Origin of the sequence: Aurantiacibacter sp. D1-12, from assembly GCF_028858515.1 — a bacterium.
GTDB lineage: Bacteria > Pseudomonadota > Alphaproteobacteria > Sphingomonadales > Sphingomonadaceae > Alteraurantiacibacter.
The window spans coordinates 219,775-237,846 of sequence record NZ_JAPJZJ010000002.1 but is presented as its reverse complement, the minus strand read 5'-3'; the positions used below and the strand labels follow the sequence as shown (position 1 = coordinate 237,846).

The 18,072-nt window shown below is 62.1% G+C and carries 16 protein-coding genes; 6 read left to right on the top strand and 10 right to left on the bottom strand.

Going from position 1 to position 18,072, the window contains the following annotated elements:
• Nucleotides 1-37: 37 nt before the first annotated feature.
• Together OOZ52_RS05250 and OOZ52_RS05245 are read right to left on the bottom strand one after the other, a co-directional pair.
• The gene (locus tag OOZ52_RS05250) at nucleotides 38-742 is read right to left on the bottom strand and encodes a DUF4230 domain-containing protein (protein WP_274697454.1); all 705 of its coding nucleotides are present in this window, start codon (nucleotides 740-742) and stop codon (nucleotides 38-40) included.
• On the bottom strand, nucleotides 727-1,602 hold the full coding sequence (locus OOZ52_RS05245) for an MBL fold metallo-hydrolase (RefSeq protein ID WP_446698113.1): 876 nt from the start codon (nucleotides 1,600-1,602) through the stop codon (nucleotides 727-729). The genes OOZ52_RS05250 and OOZ52_RS05245 overlap by 16 nt, the downstream gene beginning before the upstream one ends.
• Nucleotides 1,603-1,627: 25 nt before the next feature.
• On the opposite strand from OOZ52_RS05245, the gene glpK reads away from it, so the two are divergent.
• The gene (gene glpK / locus OOZ52_RS05240) at nucleotides 1,628-3,103 is read left to right on the top strand and encodes a glycerol kinase GlpK (protein ID WP_274697452.1); all 1,476 of its coding nucleotides are present in this window, start codon (nucleotides 1,628-1,630) and stop codon (nucleotides 3,101-3,103) included.
• A gap of 9 nt (nucleotides 3,104-3,112) precedes the next feature.
• On the opposite strand, the gene OOZ52_RS05235 is transcribed toward glpK, so the two are convergent.
• Both OOZ52_RS05235 and OOZ52_RS05230 read right to left on the bottom strand, forming a co-directional pair.
• Entirely contained in the window at nucleotides 3,113-3,580 is a 468-nt protein-coding gene (locus OOZ52_RS05235; protein ID WP_274697451.1) for a DUF1465 family protein, read from the bottom strand.
• A 115-nt stretch (nucleotides 3,581-3,695) separates the two neighbouring features.
• Nucleotides 3,696-3,893, bottom strand: coding sequence for a YdcH family protein (locus OOZ52_RS05230; RefSeq protein ID WP_274697450.1), 198 nt, complete (start codon nucleotides 3,891-3,893; stop codon nucleotides 3,696-3,698).
• Between the two features lie 209 nt (nucleotides 3,894-4,102).
• On the opposite strand from OOZ52_RS05230, the gene OOZ52_RS05225 reads away from it, so the two are divergent.
• The 5 genes from OOZ52_RS05225 to tilS all read left to right on the top strand — a co-directional run bounded on the left by OOZ52_RS05225 (nucleotide 4,103) and on the right by tilS (nucleotide 9,565).
• On the top strand, nucleotides 4,103-4,258 hold the full coding sequence (locus tag OOZ52_RS05225; RefSeq protein ID WP_274697449.1) for a YdcH family protein: 156 nt from the start codon (nucleotides 4,103-4,105) through the stop codon (nucleotides 4,256-4,258).
• A 78-nt stretch (nucleotides 4,259-4,336) separates the two neighbouring features.
• Entirely contained in the window at nucleotides 4,337-6,607 is a 2,271-nt protein-coding gene (ptsP, locus tag OOZ52_RS05220) for a phosphoenolpyruvate--protein phosphotransferase (protein WP_274697448.1), read from the top strand.
• 107 nt (nucleotides 6,608-6,714) lie between these two features.
• A complete protein-coding gene (locus OOZ52_RS05215) occupies nucleotides 6,715-7,557 on the top strand; it encodes a helix-turn-helix domain-containing protein (RefSeq protein ID WP_274697447.1) in 843 nt (280 codons plus the stop codon).
• A 135-nt stretch (nucleotides 7,558-7,692) separates the two neighbouring features.
• Nucleotides 7,693-8,619, top strand: coding sequence for a tetratricopeptide repeat protein (locus OOZ52_RS05210; protein ID WP_274697446.1), 927 nt, complete (start codon nucleotides 7,693-7,695; stop codon nucleotides 8,617-8,619).
• Entirely contained in the window at nucleotides 8,597-9,565 is a 969-nt protein-coding gene (gene tilS / locus OOZ52_RS05205; protein ID WP_274697445.1) for a tRNA lysidine(34) synthetase TilS, read from the top strand. The genes OOZ52_RS05210 and tilS overlap by 23 nt, the downstream gene beginning before the upstream one ends.
• Before the next feature lie 3 nt (nucleotides 9,566-9,568).
• On the opposite strand, the gene OOZ52_RS05200 is transcribed toward tilS, so the two are convergent.
• From OOZ52_RS05200 to zwf, 6 genes are all read right to left on the bottom strand, one after another.
• Entirely contained in the window at nucleotides 9,569-10,327 is a 759-nt protein-coding gene (locus tag OOZ52_RS05200) for a L,D-transpeptidase family protein (protein WP_274697444.1), read from the bottom strand.
• A gap of 93 nt (nucleotides 10,328-10,420) precedes the next feature.
• Nucleotides 10,421-13,195 carry a phosphoenolpyruvate carboxylase gene (locus tag OOZ52_RS05195; protein ID WP_274697443.1) on the bottom strand — a complete coding sequence of 925 codons (2,775 nt, stop codon included), beginning with the start codon at nucleotides 13,193-13,195 and terminating at the stop codon, nucleotides 10,421-10,423.
• On the bottom strand, nucleotides 13,192-13,833 hold the full coding sequence (gene eda, locus OOZ52_RS05190) for a bifunctional 4-hydroxy-2-oxoglutarate aldolase/2-dehydro-3-deoxy-phosphogluconate aldolase (RefSeq protein WP_274697442.1): 642 nt from the start codon (nucleotides 13,831-13,833) through the stop codon (nucleotides 13,192-13,194). The genes OOZ52_RS05195 and eda overlap by 4 nt, the downstream gene beginning before the upstream one ends.
• Complete coding sequence (locus tag OOZ52_RS05185; RefSeq protein ID WP_274697441.1) at nucleotides 13,833-14,813, bottom strand: glucokinase; 981 nt, start codon at nucleotides 14,811-14,813, stop codon at nucleotides 13,833-13,835. Before OOZ52_RS05185 ends, eda begins: the two co-directional genes overlap by 1 nt.
• The gene (edd, locus tag OOZ52_RS05180; protein ID WP_274697440.1) at nucleotides 14,810-16,624 is read right to left on the bottom strand and encodes a phosphogluconate dehydratase; all 1,815 of its coding nucleotides are present in this window, start codon (nucleotides 16,622-16,624) and stop codon (nucleotides 14,810-14,812) included. Before edd ends, OOZ52_RS05185 begins: the two co-directional genes overlap by 4 nt.
• Nucleotides 16,617-18,059 carry a glucose-6-phosphate dehydrogenase gene (zwf, locus tag OOZ52_RS05175; RefSeq protein WP_274697439.1) on the bottom strand — a complete coding sequence of 481 codons (1,443 nt, stop codon included), beginning with the start codon at nucleotides 18,057-18,059 and terminating at the stop codon, nucleotides 16,617-16,619. The genes edd and zwf overlap by 8 nt, the downstream gene beginning before the upstream one ends.
• Between the last annotated feature and the right edge of the window lie 13 nt (nucleotides 18,060-18,072).

Here is an 18,072-nt window from a genome sequence, read left to right as displayed (position 1 = left end):
GGGTCGGTATGCGAGTGTCTTGTGTGAAGTTGCATCGCTATTCGTCGGTAAAGCGAACGGTTACACGGACGTCGCCGAACCCGGCTACTTGCAGGGGAATGGCGAGGTTCTGCTGCACCGCTTCACGTGCGGCGCTGCGGGCAAGGCCCATGACCTCTGCATTGGTAGCAAAGGCGACGGCGCGGCGCTCGGCGATTTCCGAGTTGCTGCGGTTAAGCGCTTCCGAGGCATCGCGGCTGACCCACACGCCATCGGTGAAATAACGCGCCTGCGATTCGTCGAGATTTGGCGTCGACACGAGGATAGGCGGCAGTGACACGTCAAGCGTCTGCGTTGTTGCATCCCATGTGAAATCATCGTGATCCATTGCCGAAAGGTCGAGACGGTACTCGACCGTCGCGGGTACGATCATCGCTTGCCGCGATTGCAGCGCGCCGATTTCGACCGGGCCGACGTTGGGTGTGGAAATGCTCTCTGCCACGACATCGAAGCGGCTCGAAAAAACGGTTAGTGAGTTCTGTCTCTCGAAGGCGAGCATGGAGGTGGCGACGATATCGCCCTCTTCCTGTGGCCCCCACTTGTCCCAGGCGAGCCACAGCAGGGCGGCCGCCATCACCGCAATGATGACGAGCGCCAGGTTGCGCGGTACGCGCGGCGGGGCGGCGCGTTCGGCAGGAGGGGTGTGAGCGCGGATCTCTTCCGCTTCGACCACGCCCGTTTCGTTATCTATCCGTGTGTCCATACATCCCCCGAACGAGCGACCATGCCGCGGTGTTCCAGATCGATGAGATGGGCCCAGACGCTCATCTGCGCTGCGGGCCAGAGACGCTTGTCCACGCCCGAGTACATCCGTGCCACCAGATCCTCTATCGGCTGCGATGCCTCGCCCAGCAATTTGATGATCTGTGCCTCGCGTGCCTTGCGGTGGCCGATGGTGCCGCGCACCAGTTGCCTGGGCTTCTCCACCGCCGGACCGTGGGCGGGATAATAGATGCGGTCTTCGCGTTCGTAGAGCTTGTGCAGGCTGGCAACGTAATCGGCCATGTCGCCATCGGGCGGAACGATAACGCTGGTGGACCAGCCCATGACGTGATCGCCGGTAAAAACCGCGCCCGTTTCCTCCAGCGCAAAGCACAGGTGGTTGGAGATATGGCCGGGTGTGAACAGCGCGGTGAGCGTCCAGCCGGTGCCGGTCATTGTCTCGCCATCCTGCAGCACGCGGTCGGGCTCGTAGTCCTGATCGAACGCGGCCTCTACATCACCTCCATCGCCTGCGAAGCGGAGCGGCGCGCAGCCGACGATCGGTGCACCCGTTTGCTTGGCCAAGGGTGCGGCGGCGGGTGAGTGATCGCGGTGCGTGTGCGTGCACATGATCGCGCGAATGGGCCTACCGTCCACGGCGCGCAAAATTGCATGGATATGTGCGGGGTCATCGGGACCTGGATCGATCACCGCCAGATCCTCTGTCCCCACAAGATAGGTCTGCGTACCGGTGTAGGTGTATGGCGACGCATTGGGCGCCAGCACACGCGCGACCAGCGGCTCCAGCTGTTCCAGATCGCCTGTCGGCCAGGGTTGCGGGGGAATTGCCATCGTGTGCATATGGCGGGGAGGAAGAGGAATGCCAATGACCGACAAGCCGATACTCGTTCTGGATGAAGGCACCACCAGCACCCGCGCGATGCTTTTTGCGCCTGACGGCAAGCTTCTGGGCGTGGCGCAAGAAGAGCTTGAACAGTTCTATCCGCACAGCGGCTGGGTCGAGCATGACGCTGAGGAAATCTGGGACAAGACGTTGCGCTGTGCGCAGGCGATGGTCGGGCAGGCGGGTGGCGCTGATGGGGTCGCCGCGATTGGCATTACCAACCAGCGCGAAACCGTGGTGGCGTGGGACAAGGCAAGGAGTGAACCGCTGGCCAAGGCGATTGTCTGGCAGGATCGCCGCACGGCGGACTTCTGTGCTGGCCTGAAAGAGGCTGGGCACGAGGCGATGGTGCGCGGCAAGACCGGACTGCTGCTCGATCCCTATTTCTCCGGCACCAAGATGCGCTGGCTGCTCGACAATAATGATGCCGTGGCAGATGCAGCAAAAGATGGCAGGCTCGCCTTAGGAACGGTGGAGAGCTGGCTCACGTGGAAACTTACGGGCGGCAACACGCACGTGACCGATGCCAGCAATGCCAGCCGTACACTGTTGCTGGCGCTCGACGGCGAGAGCTGGGATGGCGAGCTGTGCGATCTCTTCGGCGTGCCGCAATCGGCGCTTCCCGCAGTGGTCGACTGTGCGGGTGAGTTGGGCACCACGCATACCGACCTGTTCGGCGCGCCCATCCCGATTTGCGGCATGGCGGGGGACCAGCAGGCCGCAACCATCGGGCAAGGTTGCCTTTCGCCGGGTGATACCAAGGCGACCTATGGCACCGGTGCGTTTGTTCTCGCCAACACCGGCCCCACGCTGCCGCATTCGGACAACCGTATGCTCGGCACCGTGCTCTACCAGCTTGGCGGCAAGCGGCATTACGCCATCGAAGGTGCGGTCTTTGTCGCCGGGAGCCTGGTCAAATACCTGCGCGATACGCTCGGCCTGATCGACGACGCGGCTGAAACCGAGGCGCTCGCGCGATCCATTGATGACAATGGCGGTGTGGTGATCGTGCCTGCACTATCCGGCCTTGGCGCGCCGCACTGGCGGCCAGACGCGCGCGGCATCATTTCGGGCCTCGGCTTCGATACCGGGCGCGCGCAGATTGCCCGCGCGGCGCTCGAAGCGATGGCGCACCAGACCTACGACCTGGCGAGCGCGTTCGCAGCCGATGGCGCGAAATGGAAAAGCCTGAAGATCGATGGCGGCATGGCGGCCAACAGCTGGATGGCGCAGGACATTGCCGACCTGCTCGACATCGAAGTGGTGCGGCCGGACTTTGTCGAGACCACGGCACTGGGCGCCGCGATGCTTGCGGGCGTCGGCTGCGGCATGTTCGCCTCGCTTGAAGAGGCCGCCAGCGCAATGATCGGCAAGGCAAAGACCTTTACGCCGCAGATGGATGAACCTGTGCGCAAGGCGCGACTGGAAAGCTGGGATGCGGCCTTGGCGAAGGTCTAGCGCGCGGCCTTAGTGCAGTGCGAAAGCGTCACCAATTCGCTGACGCAGGCGATGCACGGCGGCGGGCTGCATGGCGAAGTGGTTACGCCATGCGGTATCCAGTCGCTGGATGCGTGAATAGAGCGCCTTGGTCCGGTCGATCAGATCGAGTGTGTACAGATCCATCAGCGCAAGCTGGGCCGGATCGCTTTCCGGCTGTGGCGGGGGCAAGCGACCGTGACGGCGCAGCTGGAACTCGGTCAGGTCACCGGCGAAATAGGCACGATGGTTCAGCAACCAGGCGATGGCATGCATCATACGCGTCGTCGTGCGCAGCGCCTCACAAGACATGGCTATACGCAGCGTGCTTTCGTGTTCTGTGACCGGAGGGCGCACATCTTCTTGCTCAAACGCCGCGCGAGCTTCCTCGGCAAGCAGTAGCGCATCTTCGTAGAGCATCTCTACAATCGCGGGCGTTATGGTCGCAGGGTTCGGCATGGTGTGAGATTCGCTAGCCTGTCACATTCGCCGGGACCAGAGGCGCAATGGTAAACGTTCACAGGGATTTTGCGCTGTCCCGTTCAGACACGGATTAACAGCCCTGTAAACGCGGTCAGGCGATGATATCAGGTGTCAGATAATCTTCGATTATCGCCATCTGGTCGCGCAGGGCGAGCTTGCGCTTCTTGAGGCGGGCGACCTGCAATTGATCGGGCCCGCCGTTGGCCAGAAGCGCGCCGATGGCAATGTCGAGATCGCGGTGTTCCACCTGGAGCGCGGTCAGGCGTTTTCGCATTTCGTCTTCGGTCATGCTTTCCGCTCGCCCACTTGCATAAGGTCCTTTCACCGCGCCGATGCCGCATTATCGGGCGTTAAGGGCGATTCATCGCCACGATAATTGAAGAGTTAAGACTATTATGGTTTGATGACAATTGCGGCTCTCGTCGCGCCTGGCGAGTCGCCGCTTTTGTGGCAGCGCCGGACATTGTGTTCGGCCCCAAACAGCTAGGAGAAGCACCTATGGATTCTTCGCACGTCACCGCCCTCAATGCCAAGCACGAAGGGTTGGACCGCCGTCTCAAGGAAGAGATGAACCGACCGTCCCCCGATGCTGCGAAAATTCAGGCGCTCAAGAAGCAAAAGCTCAAGATCAAGGAAGAAATCGCCTTCCATTGAAGCGATAGATCCGGCTCCTCGCGCTTCCGCGCCAACAGGAACGTTTGCAATCCGATGACTGTGCTATAGGCGGTAGCCATGTCTGCCGCCGCTTCTGCACGAACGATCCTCACCAGCCTGCACGAGATCATGGCTTCGCGCACCCATGCGCAGGCCAAACTCAACCAGGTGGTGGAGACGATTGGTGAGTCGCTCGATAGCGAGGTCTGCTCGATCTACCTGCTGCGCGAAGGCATGCTGGAACTTTTCGCGACGCGCGGCCTCAACCAGGCCGCCGTGCACGTCACGCGGCTGGCGGTGGGCGAGGGCTTGACCGGCACCATCGCGCAGAACATCGAAACGCTGAATCTGGACGAGGCGGCGACCCACCCTGAATTCCAGTACCGCCCCGAAACGGGCGAAGAAAAGTTCCATTCGTTTGCCGGTGTTCCCATCGTCCGGCGCGAGCGTGCCATCGGTGTCGTGAACGTCCAGCATATCGAGCCGCGCAAATACGAAGAGCTGGAGATCGAAGCGCTGCAGACCGTCGCGATGGTGCTGGCGGAGCTGATCAACAATGCCGGGCTGGTCGATGAAGAGCAGCTGGAAAGTTCATCCACGGCGTCAACCGGGCAGGAAACGGCCACGGGACTCGAACTGGTGAAGGGTCTCGCATTGGGTGAGGCGGTCTTCCACCAGCCGCGCGTCCAGATCGAGCACACTGTGGCGGAGGACACCGAAGCGGAGCGCCAGCGTGTTTATCTCGCATTCGACAAGATGCGCGAACAGATTGACGCGATGACCGGGCAGGCTGAATTCGGCATTGGCGGAGAGCACGAGCAGGTGCTCGAGACCTACAAAATGTTCGCCTACGATGAAGGCTGGAGCCGCCGCATCAACGAAGCGATTGACTCCGGCCTGACAGCCGAAGCCGCGATCGAGCGCGTGCAGCAACGCACCCGTATGCGCATGCGCGAAATCCAGGACCCGCTGCTGCAGGACAGGATGCACGATCTGGAGGATCTGGCGAACCGGCTGATCCGCATCGTCTCCGGCCAGCTGGGCACGGCTGCGCAAAAGGGGCTGGCGCGCGATTCCATCCTGATCGCCAAGAATCTCGGTCCGGCAGAGCTGCTCGAGTACGATAAGCGTCGCCTTAAAGGCGTTGTGCTCGAAGAAGGATCGCAAACTGCACACGTGGTTATTGTGGCGCGGGCGATGGGAGTTCCCGTCGTCGGCAGGATTCGCAACCTGCGTGGTCTGGTGCGCGAAGGCGACACTGTGCTGGTCGATGGTGACAAGGCCACTGTCACCCTGCGTCCTGGCAACGGTGTCCTGTCTGCTTTCGAGGCACGCTTTGCGCGTAAGAAGGAAAAGCAGGCAGCCTATGCCAAGCTGCGCGACGTGGAACCCTTCACCCGCGATGGTGAGCGGATTGAAGTGATGATGAACGCCGGCCTGCGCGATGATATGGGCATGTTGGCGATGACAGGGGCGGACGGGATCGGTCTCTATCGAACAGAGTTCCAGTTCCTTGTTTCCGCCCAGCTTCCCCAGCGTGAACGGCAGGCGCGGCTGTACCGCGATGTTCTCGATGCGGCGAAGGGCAAGAAGGTCGTGTTCCGCACGGTGGATATCGGCGGCGATAAGTCACTGCCCTATATCCAGAGCGAGAACGCCAAGGAGGACGAGAATCCGGCAATGGGCTGGCGTGCGCTCAGACTGGCACTCGAACGCGAAGGCCTGATGAAAGTACAGGCACGCGCGCTGCTGGAAGGCTGCGCGGGGCGCGAGCTCAACGTGATGTTCCCGATGGTGTCGGAACCGTGGGAATTTGACGCTGCGAAAGAGGTTTTCGATGCCCAGCTCGCCTACCTGAAAAAGCGCAAGCACCAGCTGCCCACCGCGATCAATTACGGCGTGATGCTGGAGGTTCCTTCGCTTGCCGAAACGCTCGACCAGCTGCTGCCACGGCTCAAGTTTGTGTCCATCGGCACCAATGACCTGACACAGTTCCTGTTTGCCGCAGACCGGGCGAATCCGATGCTGGCCGAACGCTATGACTGGCTCAGCCCGTCGATCCTGCGCTTCCTTGCGCGGGTGGTGCAGACCTGTGTCGGGCAGCCGGTTGATCTTGGCGTTTGCGGTGAAATGGGCGGACGCCGGCTGGAGGCGTTGGCACTGATCGGTCTTGGTATTCGCCGGTTGTCGATCACGCCCGCATCGGTAGGCCAGATCAAGGAACTGGTGCGCAAGGTCGATACCAAGGAAATCGGCGACGCCATGCGCGGCTGGCTGGCATCACCACCCGCCAATTTACGCGAGGAACTGATAGCATGGGCACGATCGCGAGAAATCGACGTTGATTAGTCAAATTGTGCAAAGCAGCGCTTGACTCAAAGGGCTGGCTCATTGTTTCTGCGCCCACAAGGTTCGCAAAGGGTCAGGTCAGCGTTTGGCCCTCAGTTGGAGCGGCAATGTCCGACGATCAAAATCCGCAAGTCGAAGGTGACGAACAGGCTGTGCCCGAAGGCGTCGGTCCACAGCTGCGCGCTGCGCGAGAGGCCAGAGGCCTGTCGATCGAGCAGGTTGCGGCCGAAACGCGCATCTCTGCGAGGCATATTGAAAACATTGAGGAAGGTGCCTTCCACACCCTTCCCGGCCGCACCTATGCCGTGGGTTTTGCCAAGACGATCGCCAAGGTGGTTGGGCTCGATCAGGAAGATGTTGCGGCCATGGTCCGTGCGGAAATGGATATCGAATCGCCAACCGAACGTGTTGCCGCCCCGTCGACGTTTGAACCCGGCGATCCTTCACGCGCCCCCGGCGGAAAGCTTGTGTGGTTCTCGCTCTTCGCGGTTGTTCTGCTGCTGGCAGGCATTTTCTTCGCGTCTCGTGTGCTGTTCTCGCCCGGTGCGGAACTTCCGGCTCTGACTGCGGAAGAAGGCCAGGCAGAAGGCGAAGCGGAATTGGCAGACGGTTCCGGCAGCGCAGACGATGCAACTCCGGTTGATGCGTCCGGCCAGGTCGTGTTTCGCGCAGAGGGCGAAGTCTGGGTGCGTTTCTACGATGCGCAAAACCGCGTGTTGAGCGAGCAGACCATGCAGGAAGGCGATACCTACGCCATTCCCGCCGATGCCGAGGGGCCGCGCATCATCACCGGACGCCCCGATTTGCTGGCAATTACCATTGGCGGTCGCGCTGTGCCGAAGCTCTCCGAAGAGATCGAAACGCTTGATGGTGCCGAGATTTCGGCGAGCGCCCTCATGGCGCGGCAAGCCCCGCCACCGGTCACCGAGTCCGACACCAGCGTGAACTGATCGGCAGTCCGGTCTCTATTTGCGGGGAATAAGGGGCATTCCCGCCTTCCGCACGCGCGTTAATCTTCTATCTTGGCGCCGTGTGGCAGCGTGGCATTCGCGCATGACAATGGATGTTGGAGGAGTATCGCGGCGATGAAATGGATTTCTGCACCCAAGGCGGCACCCAAAGCGATTTTGGGTTCGCTTTCGGCGGCGTTGATCTTCGTATCGGTGCCCGCAGCAGCGCAGGATGCGCGACTTGACCGTATCGAGCGGCAGCTCAACGCTTTGCAGCGTGCGGTTTTTCCGGGCGGGGACGGGCGCTTTTTTGAACCCGAGATCACGCCGGAGACGGCGGCCAACCCGCAGGTCAACACCCCGCAAGTCACCACCACTGCGCTGACAGATGTGCTCGCGCGGCTCGACGCCATAGAGCAACAGCTCGCGCGCCTGACAGCCGCGACCGAAGTGAACGAGAATGCTCTCACTTCACTTGAAGAACGCGTGGCAGCGATGGAGACCGGCGGTTCGCCGCCGGCAGTCGCCACCAATAGCCCGACCGGCGTTATTCCAGTGCCTGAAGAGACTGCTGAAGTGGACTTGCCCGAGCCGCCACCGCAGCCCGAACAGAACGCGCCATCACCTGAGCGACTCGCTGCCGTACAGGCCATCGCCAAGCCCGCAACGGGCGATCAGGGCGATGACGAATATGTCTACGGTTTCCGCCTGTGGGATGCCGGTTTCTATCCCGAAGCGCAGCAGCAGCTCGCGATGTTCGTGGAGCAGTACCCCAACCACTGGCGTACTACCTATGGCCGCAACCTGCTTGGTCGCGCTTTCCTCGATGCGGGCGAACCGCGGGCAGCGGCCACGCACTTCTTCGAGAACTACCAGAACGACAATTCCGCCGCGCGCGCGCCGGACAGCCTGCTGTATCTCGCCGAAAGCATGATTGCGCTGGGCGATACACGTCGTGCCTGCATCGCGCTTGCTGAATTCGGTGACGGCTATCCTGCACTCGCCGTAGGTCGTCTGTCCGGCATGTACGAAGGCCTGAGTGGGCGCGTCGACTGCAATTGATCCTGAGCTGGTCGCACGCTTCAAGAAAGCGCTCGACCGGCTCAACCCCGATGGTGGCAAGCTGGGCCTCGCGGTAAGTGGTGGGCCGGACAGCATGGCAATGCTGCTGCTGGCGCAGGAGACGATCCCCGGCCAGTTCGAAGTTGCGACCGTGGACCACGGCCTGCGCCCTGAAGCGAAAGACGAATGCGCGCTGGTGGTCGCCGCCTGCGAGGAGCGGGGTGTGCCCTGCGAGGTGCTGAGCGTGACGGTGGGCGAGGGGAACGTGCAGGCGAAAGCGCGCGAGGCGCGGTATGAAGCGCTTGGTGACTGGCTCGCTAGGAAAAGTCATGCCGCAGTAGCAACGGCGCATCATGCGGACGACCAAGCCGAGACTGTCCTGATGCGGCTGAACAGAGGCAGTGGCCTTGCGGGTCTTGCCGGCATCCGTGAGCGTACTGTTGTCAGCCTTTATGACGTTGCGCTTGACCTAATCCGACCACTCCTGAGCTTTCGACGGATTGAACTGGAAACGCTGGTTCGAGGTTCGAAGGTCTCGTTTGTTGATGATCCGAGCAACGCTGACTTGGCTTACGAGCGGGTCCGTGTCCGCCAGAGGCTAGGCGAAGCAAGTTGGCTAGACCCAACGGCGATTGCTCACAGCGCTCAGGTCCTTGGAGAGGCGGCAGGTGCGATGGAGGCTTGGGTCCGAGTGCTATGGCATGAGCGAATGAAAATGGACAAAGCAAGTCTCCGTTTTAGGCCCACGCGGTTGGCATACATTGATCGTGAATTGGCGGTCAGGGCTATTCGTGTGCGAACAGGAAAATCTGTAGACGGTGGCGACGTAGCGAGACTAGTTGACCGGTTGCAAGGAGGTGAAAACGCAAACCTCTCCGGCGTTCTCGTCACTGTTGAAGGTGATGACTGGGTCTTTCGTCCCGAACCGCCCCGCAGAACGGGCTAGCGCCTACTGCTCGCGATAATCCAGCGAACCGCCGACACCGGTCATCACGCCATCGGTGATAATCACCACGTCACCCAGCTGCGCAATATCGAACAGGCGTGACGCGAACTCGTCCGGCACACCGATGCAGCCGTGGCTGGCGTAACCCAGTTCCACGGTCGATCCGCCGTGCACGGCGATACCGTCCCATGTCAGCCGCAGTGTCCACGGCATGGGGGCGTTGTTGTATTTTTCGGAAACGTTGTGGCGTTCCTTGGTCAGGATCGGGAATACGCCGGTGGGTGTCGGGTGGTCGGGCGTGCCGAGCAGGGCCGCCGCCGCGCCGATTTCGTAACCGTCGCGGAACACGCTGATCACGCGCGCCTGCAGGTCCACGGTCATCACCAGCGGGCCATCGGGCACGCCTTCATCGTCCCAGTACCATTCGCCGTAACGGATCGGGCCTTCGATGGGCAGCACGCGCTTGATAACGAAAGGATTGTCCGGATCGTAATCGGGCGTTTCCTGCACCACTTCCTGGCTGAGATAGGCGATTTCTTCCGCGCTGAGCGGATCGTTGCCGTAGTACTGGTCGTCTGCATGCGCGAGCACGGCGGCATCTTCCACCGAAGCTGCTTCGCCTTCGACAAGCACGTCTTCGGGTGTCAGCCACCCGTCAGCCGGGTCCTGCGCTTCCAGCGAACTGCCCACCGCCATCGCGCTGGCAATCAGTGCCACGACGCCCAGCGTCAGTCCGCCAATCCATTTCACGCCAGTGTTCATGCAACGCAATATAGCGCCGAACAGGTGAAAATCCCAATACCGCGCGCACGCCGTCCCTTTGCGAGACAGCGCACGGGGCAGATGTAACCGCCGCTAACCGTGTGCGCCGAATATGTTGGCGATGGCGGTGGAAAGGCGCAGCGAGAGCGAGTGGGCGCGTTCTATCGGGTCGATAAAGTCGCGGTGGATCGCTTCGTAACCCTCGTCCGCACCATCGGGCCAATCGGCGCGTTCGGTGAGATCAAAGCGGTCGATACGCGGGAAGCTGGTTGGGTATGCGCGGCGGAGCTGTGCCAGCGCATCGTCTATCCGCAGGGTGAAGACCATTTCCAGCACATCATCGCGCGATACGTCGTTGGCGCGGCTGAACACAGGCACGCTGACCGCGCGGATAAACATCGCCTGCATCAGCGCGAGCCGCAGCGATTGCGCGACGCCGATCATGCGGCGCTTGTCTTCGCGGTTCTCGGTCGGGGCCTCGTCCGGGATGTGCGCGAGCAAGCGGTGCAGCTTCATGGCATCGACGCGCAGGCGGCTGGCGAGGCGGCGGAACACGCCGACACGGTCATCCTTTACGAGGTATTCGGAGAGGCTCTCACACGCTTCGGAAAGGTGCTGCTCGGTCCCGCGATAGGGGCGGCTGGCCCAGTAAGCGGAGTTGAACAGTTCGCCATAGGCGGCAACCGTCTTCACGCTGGCGAGTGCGTTGGCGGCGCGCACAAGGCGTACCAGTTCGCGCCCGCGCGGGCTTTCAACCAGCAGCTCGCCCAGTTCCTCGTAGATACCCTCTGCCGCTTCGCCGATGCCGGAAATTATGTTCACCGGATAGCCGAGCTGTTGCAGGATCGCGTTGTGCGGGATCGCGCGGATCTGCCGCAGGCTCATATCACGGTCGGCCGAAAGATCGCTCTGGCGGCGCGAAACGCGGCTGCCGGTCGCATTGAGCAGGCCGAGGCCGAAAGATGTGATCGCGCGGCTGTAAATCCGGCTTTCCAGGTTTTCACGCTGGTGATCCTTGATCGCGCGGTAGAAATCGAGGCTCAGATCGGTGCGGCGATAGAACACATCGACGGGAGCGTCGGTATCGGTCGTGCACGGGCGCAGACAGGCAATGCGGGTCAGCGTGGCGCGCGCCAGCTCTGGCGTGGCGAACCACAGGTACCCGTCGCCGCCCTGGAAGCTGACTTCGGGTTCCAGCGTGATCCCGGCGCGGGCAAAGCGGCGCTTGGCCCAGGGTGATAGCGCCCAGTCGAGCCGGTCGGCCATATTGTTCGGGTGTGCACCGCGACCCATGCTTTCGCCGTGGGTGTTGAAAATCAGCGCGGCGACTTCGGTCAGACCATTCTCTTCCATCGCTTCGGACAGACGTCCCTGCAGACGTTCGATGGCGAGGCTGGCGGGGATTTGGCCTACAAAGCGCCCGGCATCGGAAAAGCCTGTCTGGATGGCGACCCGGCCGCGCTTTCTGGCGTAGTCCTGATAAACCTCTTCAGCGAGCAGCTCGTCGAGAAAACGGCCACCGTGTTCCAGCGCGGTTTCGGTTTCGAAGAGCGGCGAGACATCGACCTTGTCCTCGATCCCGAACAGCTTGGCGAAATAGAGCGCGGAAAGCACCGTTGCAGGCTCTTCGCACTCGGCAATCAGCATGCGGATCGGCGCGTCGGCATCGATATGCTGAAGGATCTGCGCCATGGCGAGGAACTGGCGGATGGCTGAACTCGCTTCAATGGCGAGCGAGCCGAAGTTGCTGCGGTGCGGTTTGACTTCGGCAATGGCCTTGCGCAGGTGGCTGACCGCGCCCTTGCTCGCGAGATCGAGATTGCCATCGGGGTCGATGCGGCGACGGATCGCATTGTGCATCTGCTTGGCGTTCACGCGGAAGTGGATCCAGCCCATGCCCAGCCCGTCCGCGCGCATGGCTGCAGTGAGCGCCTTGAGCGCAACGGCGCGTTCGCCGTCATCACACGCAGCGGCTTCGCTTTCGAGCGTGTCGATATAGCGCGACAGGCTCAGCAGCTTGCGCGGATCGCTCGCCGTCAGACGGTTGGCGGCAACCGAAAGCGCTGCCGGATCGGTCAGGTCAGATGTGAAATCCTGCGCACGCTCCATTGCGTAGGTGGCGGCAGGGCGCAGTTCATCCAGCAGGGTATGATCGCTATCGATGGCCTCCAGGCTTTCGACGTAGCGCGCCAGCCTGTCAGCCTTCTCGGACAGACGGAAGCCGATCGAATTGGACCAGGTGATGTCTGTGCGGCCGTCCATGTCATAGCCGACCCAAGTCGCAAACCGGAACGGGACTGGCGAAACCTCAGACCACTTGTCAGGCCACTTTTCGCGCGCGTGGGACAGCGCCTGTGCCACGATGGTGCTGCGGGCTTCCTGCGCATTGGCGATGGCGCGCATGGCCCGCTGGTGTTCATAGGTCAGGGTGACTTGTGGGCGCTCGCTGCCTGCACAGCTCGCGTCGATCTCCCCCGTGCCTGATGCCGCTGCAGCCACCGCAGTGGACTGGTCGGGCGTTAGCAGGAAGGTGGGGTGCGCGGTGAAGACTGCATGCAGGTTGGGCCGCTCCCAACGCTTGCGAAAGGCATCGAAGTCCGCATCGCACATGCTCCCGGCTAATGCGGCCTCATTGGCGGTATCATCCAGCGGAGCGACCATGTTTGAAAGCCGTATTGCACGCTCGTTGAGAGAGGCCAGTTCCAGCTCGGCAATGATCTCCTCGAAGTGGTCGAGCGACATCTCGCCCGCTTCAAGCTGACGCGAAAGATCGTGTGCCAACTGGAAAACCGGATTGAAGAGCGGCGTTTCCTCCGTCCGCTTGTGCAGCTCTTGCAGGCGAGCGGAAAGGTCTTCGACGCTCCTCACGCTGCGGCCGTCAGTTCGCAGGCTTCCTTGGCGAGGCGGGTGATTTCCTCGGGCGATGCTCCGGCAGGAGCAACCCAGCTGCCGCCCACGCAAAGCACGCTTGGCATTGCGAGCCATTCCGCCGCATTGTCTGCCGAGATTCCGCCAGTGGGACAGAACTTGCACTTGTAGAACGGCGCAGCGAGGCTCTTGAGCGCGGGCACGCCGCCATTGGCCATGGCCGGGAAGAATTTGAAATGGGTCAGCCCCATATCCATACCGCGCATGATGTCGCCCGAATTTGCCACGCCCGGCAGAAAAGGAATGCCCGATTTGATCGCTGCGTCGCCCAGTCGCCGGGTGAGGCCGGGGGACACGATGAATTCGCTCCCCGCATCAAGCGCCGCGTGCAGCTGATCCGGGTTGGTCACCGTGCCAGCGCCAACAATAGCGCCTTTGACGAGATTCATGCGCTTGATCGCTTCGATCGCGCGATCGGTGCGCAGCGTGACTTCGAGTACCTTGAGCCCGCCTTCGACCAGTGCCTCCGCCGTTTCACGGGCATGGCCGAGATCGTTGACAACCAGCACGGGAATGACCGGTGCCATGCGCATGATCCGGTCGATTTCGTTGGGGTCATAGTGGTGCACGTCGCTCATCAGGCGTCTCCATGTGTTTGGAAATAGGCGGCCGCTGCGCCGAACAGGCCGGGCTGCGGATGGGTGATAAGTTTGACAGGGATTTTCGCCATCAGGCCTTCAAAACGGCCTTTGGCGCGGAAGCGTTCGGCAAAGCCCGATTGCGGCAAGTGCTCGCGCAGGCGGTAACCGAGACCGCCAGCGACCACCACACCGCCAAAGCCGCCCTGGGCAAGCGCAATGTCGCCTGCGACCGATCCGAGCGACAAACAGAAGCGGTCCATAGCGGCGGCGGCGAGGCTGTCGCTCCCTTCCATAGCGGCGGTCCAGACAGCGATATCGTCCTGCTCGGCAATCGCGCGCCCTTCGAGCGCGGCGAGTGTTGCGTGGATATCGACGATGGCGGGGCCGGAGACGACGCGTTCGACCGAGACCCGTGTGTGCCGTTTACGCAGGCGGGCAAGGATCGCGTCTTCCACGGAGTCCAGCGGGGCGAAATCAATGTGCCCGCCTTCGGTGGCGGAGACGCGGTAGGAGCCGTTGTCCTCGCGATAGAGATGCGCAACGCCTAGCCCTGTGCCGGGGCCGAGTACCGACAGACGTCCGGTGGGCGCGAGCGGCTCGTCAGGTCCGGCGAGATGCAGGAATTGCTTGTTGGGGGCCATCGCCACGGCGTGGGCTACGGCTTCGAAATCGTTGACCAGCACAAAGTCATCGCAGCCCAGCTTTTCGGGGATCAGCGCGGGGCGGATGATCCATGGATTGTTGGTAAAGCGGATGACTTCATCCTTCACCGGCCCGGCAATTGCCATGGCAACGCGGGGTGGCAAGTCGCCACCCTTTTGCGCGGCGTAGTCTTCCCATGCGGTCTGGAAGCTGGCGTGGTCTTCTGTATGGATGGTGATCGGATCATCAAGCGTGATCGTGCCATCACCGCCACGTGTGGCGATGGAAAAGCGCGCATGGGTGCCGCCGATATCGACCGAAACAATCTGCGTCATAGGCCTGCACTTGCCAGCATTGCGCTGCCGCCTTTCTCTGCCTCGTCCGCAAGATGACGGAACATAGCGAACAGCTCTCTCCCGGTACCGTTGTCCGGCGCGGGATCGGGGGCTGGGGTGCGGCCTGAAAGGTCAGCATTTGTCGAAAGCTCGCCCGTTTCGGCGCACAGCTTCACCATATCGCCATCCTGCAGCAGGCTGAGCGGTCCACCGCCAAGCGCTTCGGGCGAGCAATGGATTGCGGCGGGCACCTTGCCCGATGCACCCGACATGCGGCCATCGGTGACGAGGGCGACGCGGTATCCGCGATCTTGCAGCACCGCGAGCGGCGGGGTCAGGCTGTGCAGTTCGGGCATGCCATTGGCGCGCGGCCCCTGGAAGCGCACGACGACCACAACATCGCGGTCGAGCTCGCCAGCTTTGAAGGCGGCGACAACGTCATGCTGGGTCTGGAACACGCGGCACGGCGCTTCGACCGTCCAGCGCTCCTTGGCCACGGCGGACGACTTGAAACATGCGCGGCCAAGGTTGCCGGTGACGAGCTTCATGCCGCCATCGGGTTGGAACGGATTGGACGCGCTTTTCAGCATCGTCTCGTCACCTGAAGGCCCGACTTCGCGCCAGACGAGCTTGTCGCCATCAAGGCCCGGCTCCATGCCGTATTCTTCCATCCCGCGTTTCTGGCCGACGCTGATCACGTCGCCGTGGGCGAGGCCAGCATCGACCAGTTCGCGCGTCACAAAACCCATGCCGCCGGCATCGTGGAAATGGTTCACGTCACCCGTTCCGTTGGGATAGACGCGAGCGAGCAACGGAACAACGCTCGAAAGTTCGGAAAGGTCGGTCCAGTCCACCTGCACGCCGGCCGCGCGGGCGAAGGCAGGGATGTGGATCGCATGATTGGTCGAGCCGCCGGTCGCGAGCAGGCCAACCATCGCGTTGATGATCGCCTTTTCATCGACACAATGCCCAAGCGGGCGGAAGTCGTTGCCATCCTGCGTCATCGCCGCGACACGGTGCACTGCCTCGCGATCGAGCGCCTGCCGCAGCTTCGTGCCCGGCTGGATGAAGGCCGCGCCCGGAATGTGCAGCCCCATCATTTCCATCATCATCTGGTTGGAATTGGCAGTGCCGTAAAAGGTGCAAGTACCCGGCGAGTGGTAGGAGCCAAGCTCGCTTTCGAGCAGCTCGGCGCGCGTTGCCTTGCCCTCTGCATAGAGCTGGCGGGTCTTTTGCTTCTGGCTGTTGGAAATGCCGCTGGGCATCGGGCCGCTGGGCACGAACACCGCGGGCATATGGCCGAAACGCAGCGCTCCGATCAGCAGGCCGGGCACGATCTTGTCACAGATGCCGAGCAGCAGCATGCCGTCGTACATTGCGTGGGAAAGCGCAACGCCCGTCGCCATGGCAATCGCATCGCGGCTGAAGAGCGAAAGCTCCATGCCTGTCTCGCCCTGCGTTACCCCGTCGCACATGGCGGGCGTGCCTCCGGCAACCTGCGCGGTCGCGCCAACTTCGCGGGCGTAGATCTTCAGCCGTTCGGGATAGCGGCCATAGGGCTGATGGGCGGACAGCATGTCATTATAGGCCGTCACCACGCCGATGTTGGGACCGCGATGGTTCTTGAGCGCTTCCTGATCCTCCAGCGCGCCGGCAAAGGCGTGGGCGAGGTTGGAACAGCTGACTTGATTGCGGTCGGGACGGTTGTTGATCTCGCGCTCGATCAGATCGAGGTATGCCTTTCGGCTGTCCCTCGATTTCTCGATGACACGTGCGGTCACGCGTTCGATTGTCGGGTGCAGATTACTCATGCCAGCTCACTCCGTCGCGTTCGGCAAGAGCAATGGCAGCGCTGGGGCCCCAGCTTCCTGCGGGATAGGTTTTCACCTTCTTGTCGTCCTTCGCCCAGGTGGCGCGGATATCGTCGATCCAGTTCCACTGGGCTTCGACTTCGTCACGGCGCACGAACAGCGTCTGGTCCCCGCCGATCAGGTCGAGCAACAGGCGCTCGTAGGCGATACGCTTGTGCTTGCCGGTAAAGGCATCGTCCATGGCGATGTTGAGCGGCAATTCGCGTAGCGTCATGCCTTCGTGCTCGATACCCGGCACCTTTGCCATCATCGAGAGCGTAACGTTTTCTTCGGGCTGGATCCCAATGACGAGGCGGTTGGGGCACAGCTTCGCGCCGGGGAAGATCGAGTGCGGCACGTCGCGGAACTGCACAATGATCTCGGTCACCCGTTCGGGCATGCGTTTGCCCGTGCGCAGGTAAAAGGGAACGCCGTTCCAGCGCCAGTTGTCGATGTGCGATTTGATTGCGACGAATGTCTCGACGTTGCTCTCGCGGCCCAGCTCCTCGTCATAGCCGGGCACGATTTCGCCGTCCGAGGCGCCGCCGCGATACTGCCCGGTCACAGTTTCATCGCTGGTGACGGGGCGCAGCGCCCGCAGCACCTTCACCTTTTCGTCACGCACGCAGGTCGGATTGAAATCGGTGGGCGGTTCCATCGCCACCAGCGCGAGCAGTTGCAGCATGTGGTTCTGAACCATGTCACGCAGCGCGCCGGCATTCTCGTAGAAGTCCGCGCGGCCTTCCAGCCCGACAGTCTCTCCCACGGTGATCTGCACGTGATCGATGTGCTGTGCGTTCCACAGCGGTTCGAACAGCACGTTGGCAAAGCGTAGCGCGATCAGGTTCTGTACCGTTTCCTTGCCGAGATAGTGGTCGATGCGGAAAATCCGGTCTTCGCTGAATTCGCTCGCCACCGCATCGTTGATCGCCTGCGAGCTGGCGAGATCGGTGCCGAGCGGCTTTTCAAGGCAGATGCGCGAATTGTCTGCGGTCAGACCGTGGTCCGCTAGCCCTTTGATCGTCGGTTCGAACAGGCTGGGCGCAGTGGAGAGAAAGATAGCGACCTGATGGTCGTTGCCGTCCTTCAGGCCCGCTTTCTCAGCCAGCGCGGCATAGCCTTCGGGCGTGGTCACATCGAGCTGGCTGTAAGAGAGCTTGCCGAGGAACTCTGCCATGCTGCCGCGGCGGTGTTCGGGAAGGTAGGTCTCGATCGCCTCGCGCGCCATGTCGCGGAATTCACTGTCCGAAAGCTCGGACCGCGCGGTGCCGATAATCTTCAGATCATCGCGCAGAAGATCTTCGGCATCGAGCGCGCACAGCGATGGCAGCAGCATGCGCTTGGACAGGTCGCCCGTCGCGCCAAAAAGGATTAGTGTGTCGGCCTTGGTTTTCATCGGTTCTTGTCCG

Coding starts and splice junctions, on each gene's coding strand:
- OOZ52_RS05250 (WP_274697454.1), bottom strand. CDS start 742: ATGGACACACGGATAGATAACGAAACGGGCGTGGTCGAAGCGGAAGAG.
- OOZ52_RS05245 (WP_446698113.1), bottom strand. CDS start 1,602: ATGCACACGATGGCAATTCCCCCGCAACCCTGGCCGACAGGCGATCTG.
- glpK (WP_274697452.1), top strand. CDS start 1,628: ATGACCGACAAGCCGATACTCGTTCTGGATGAAGGCACCACCAGCACC.
- OOZ52_RS05235 (WP_274697451.1), bottom strand. CDS start 3,580: ATGCCGAACCCTGCGACCATAACGCCCGCGATTGTAGAGATGCTCTAC.
- OOZ52_RS05230 (WP_274697450.1), bottom strand. CDS start 3,893: ATGACCGAAGACGAAATGCGAAAACGCCTGACCGCGCTCCAGGTGGAA.
- OOZ52_RS05225 (WP_274697449.1), top strand. CDS start 4,103: ATGGATTCTTCGCACGTCACCGCCCTCAATGCCAAGCACGAAGGGTTG.
- ptsP (WP_274697448.1), top strand. CDS start 4,337: ATGTCTGCCGCCGCTTCTGCACGAACGATCCTCACCAGCCTGCACGAG.
- OOZ52_RS05215 (WP_274697447.1), top strand. CDS start 6,715: ATGTCCGACGATCAAAATCCGCAAGTCGAAGGTGACGAACAGGCTGTG.
- OOZ52_RS05210 (WP_274697446.1), top strand. CDS start 7,693: ATGAAATGGATTTCTGCACCCAAGGCGGCACCCAAAGCGATTTTGGGT.
- OOZ52_RS05200 (WP_274697444.1), bottom strand. CDS start 10,327: ATGAACACTGGCGTGAAATGGATTGGCGGACTGACGCTGGGCGTCGTG.
- eda (WP_274697442.1), bottom strand. CDS start 13,833: ATGAGCGACGTGCACCACTATGACCCCAACGAAATCGACCGGATCATG.
- OOZ52_RS05185 (WP_274697441.1), bottom strand. CDS start 14,813: ATGACGCAGATTGTTTCGGTCGATATCGGCGGCACCCATGCGCGCTTT.
- edd (WP_274697440.1), bottom strand. CDS start 16,624: ATGAGTAATCTGCACCCGACAATCGAACGCGTGACCGCACGTGTCATC.
- zwf (WP_274697439.1), bottom strand. CDS start 18,059: ATGAAAACCAAGGCCGACACACTAATCCTTTTTGGCGCGACGGGCGAC.